Consider the following 3,100-nt stretch of genomic DNA (forward strand, 5'->3'; position numbering starts at 1 on the left):
GGTTGGATGCCCTTTTCTCAACTTAGTTTTACATACTAAGTTCGGTAGACCCCTTAATCCCATTATCAAAGGATGGTCGAATTATTTCTCATCGGCTTGTAGCAAGAAAGTCTTCAACCGACTTGATAATTTAGTGTACCAGAAATTGACTTGTTGGGCTAAACGCCGACATCCCAATAAATCGTGGAAGTGGATTTCTCGTAAATATTGGAGAACCATTGGTCGCGATCGCTGGTGTTTTGCTACTCACAATCAATCAAACAATCCGCTTAAACTCGCTAACCATGCTGACACGAAAATTGTCCGGCATACGAAGGTTACGGGTTGTGCTTCTCCAATGGATGGGAATTTGATTTACTGGAGTTCCCGCATGGGCAAACATCCCCAAATGCCTCGCTGTAAGGCGTTTCTTCTGAAACGGCAGAAAGGGAAGTGCAATCGATGTGGACTGTATTTTCGCGAAGGAGACCGGTTAGAACTCGACCACATTCTACCTCAATCAAAGGGTGGAACAAATCGAAGAGATAATCTTCAACTCCTGCACCAATACTGTCACCACGAGAAAACCAGAGACGATAAAACTCTGGTCAAGGTGGGTACTCATGACAAGGACTGTATTACTGAGGAGCGGAGTGAATTGAAAGATTCACGCTCCGTTTTGAAGACGAGTCGGGCGAGCGATCGCCCGGCTTAGTTCAACAGCATTGGGCGAAAATATAGAACTTAATTTTTTGCAGCAATTAACCCATGGACCATAAGTTAAAGCTAAGATTAGAATGCTTTAACTCTAGATAATAAAGATGATTGATTTTTTTGCCAAGTTATCTTCATCATCTCCCTCAGCGAAACAAAATTGCTCGTCTCTTTTAATCTTGATCGGACTATTACTTGCTCCTCAATCCACATTCGCATCCACACATATCGAAGCACAACTTTCCGAACAGGCAAATATTACCGAATTGGGAATCTCTAAGACTCCACTTATGGAACGATTTGCTAGCAACAGCATTAACACCAACCCTCAACAAGTGCTAGCCCAAAGCCAACTCGAAAACGAGATTCCCACAGAACCTCCCAGTGAACCAGAACCCCAAGTCCTTGTTACCGAAGTTGTAGTGGAGGGAAGAGGTTTAACTTCAGACCTTGAACAACTCGTTTATGATACCATCAGTACCCAACCGGGACAAACAACCACCCGAGGGCAACTACAAGAAGATGTCAATGCTATTTTTGCCACAGGATTTTTTGCCAATGTCACTCAAGTACAAAAAGATATTCCTTCAGGAGTACAAGTCATCTTTCGGGTGGAAGTCAATCCAGTTTTAAATCGTGTTGTTGTCAAAAACCTACCTCAAGGTATTGACGAACCAGCAATTCCTCAAGAAGCGATTGATGAGATTTTTGCTAAGATATATGGGCAAACTCTTAATCTTCGGAATTTGCAAGAAGGGATTATCGCGTTAAACGAGTGGTATCAACAAAATGGTTACGATCTTGCTCAAGTCGTAGATCGTCCCAATGTGAGCGATGATGGGATTGTCACTCTCGTGTTTGCTGAAGGGGTTATAGAAGAGATTCGCATTCGCTTTTTTGATGAAGAACGGCAAGAAGTTGAAGGTTTGACTCGCTCGTTTGTCGTGACGCGGGAAATGCAGCTCGCACCGGAGACAGTATTTAAACGAGACATAGCTCAAACCGATTTGCAAAACGTATTTAGTTTGGGACTGTTTAAAGATGCTCGTTTTTCTTTTTCTCCCGGAACAAACCCTTCTCAGGTCATTGTGAATGTCGATCTTGAAGAAGGTAATACAGGTTCGATAGCTGGTGGGCTTGGCATTGATAATAATGGAATATATTGGATACTTGATTATCAAGATTCTAATATAAATGGTCTTAATCAAAAAGTATATCTTGGGTTGAATATCGGTGAAAATGGAATTGCCCTTGAAGCATCGTTGACCAATCCGGGATTTCGTAGCAGATTTCCTTACCGAGACCATTTGTCACAAACTGGTATTGCCGCGTTAGATCTTTTTTCTTGGGATACTGGTTCTCCCCTACGAGAACAACTCGAAGAAACTATCTCGAATCCCGATCGATTCTTGGATTCCTTTACCGATCTTTTTAGCTCAAACGAAGAATATTATTCAAATCCAAACTTTCTACACACTTTCCTCGACCCTGAAATTTCAGAGCCTCCATCTCTTGCCGTTGTTAAGTTTTCAGAAGTATTAGAAATTGCTAAGCGAGAAAATCGTCCTGTTGAAGCTGCTTTGACTTTAAATAATTTAGGCAATTTCTATCTAGGAAATCAGGATTATAAACTCGCTGTTGCTGCTTATCAACAAGCCTTGAAAACCTTTCAATCATTAGATAGCCTTGGACTCGAACTTCTAATGTGGATGAGATTGGCTCATGTCTATCGATTGTCTGGCGAACCGGAACAAGCCCTCGATAATTACTATGAAGCCCTTGCAACTATTCAAAAGTTAAAAAATAAAACAAATCCAATCGATATTTTTGGGGAAAACGCCCTGAAAATACTAAGAGTAGAGTGGCAATTTGAAGATGATCGGTTTGACGAACAATTATCTCTATTCTTATCACTCACTGAGTTATCTATATTACTTGATATTGCAACTACATATAGTATTTTAGGTGACTATCAACAAGCTATCTACACGATTAATTCGCCACAGTTAAAGAAGAATGCGGGACTGCTTAGTGCTGAATCTCAAAACGCGATTGCTGCAATACTTGCCAACTTCAACATCGAAACCGAAATCAAGAAAACGAATTTTGACACTTCATTTGATGAAGAACAACGAATTGAGATATCTAATAAAATTATTGAGTTTGTTACTAAAATACAGAATGAGTTTGAATATTTTGCTGAAGACTTTCCAAAACTAACACAATTATTTATCCTCCAATCCATTTACTCTGATATGAAGGATGAAGTGATTGTTTCCAATTTTTATCAAGAGAAACTCGAGCAAGAGTTTGATAACTCAAGAGATCTTATCAAAAAGATCATTAAATATGGTATAGCGTTTCTTGAACATATGAGGTACAATATGAGGGAAGAAAAAAATAGTAC

At 39.9% G+C, this 3,100-nt stretch carries 2 protein-coding genes; both read left to right on the plus strand.

What is annotated here, in order from left to right; all coding sequences use genetic code 11:
* Positions 1-694 (plus strand): group II intron maturase-specific domain-containing protein (locus AC6RV6_RS29750; protein WP_500244494.1); only part of this gene is annotated, 694 nt, incomplete at its 5' end.
* A gap of 106 nt (positions 695-800) precedes the next feature.
* The coding region (locus tag AC6RV6_RS29755) for a tetratricopeptide repeat protein (protein ID WP_500244495.1) at positions 801-3,100 on the plus strand (2,300 nt) is incomplete at its 3' end.

The organism is Spirulina sp. LEGE 11439 (assembly GCF_059821285.1).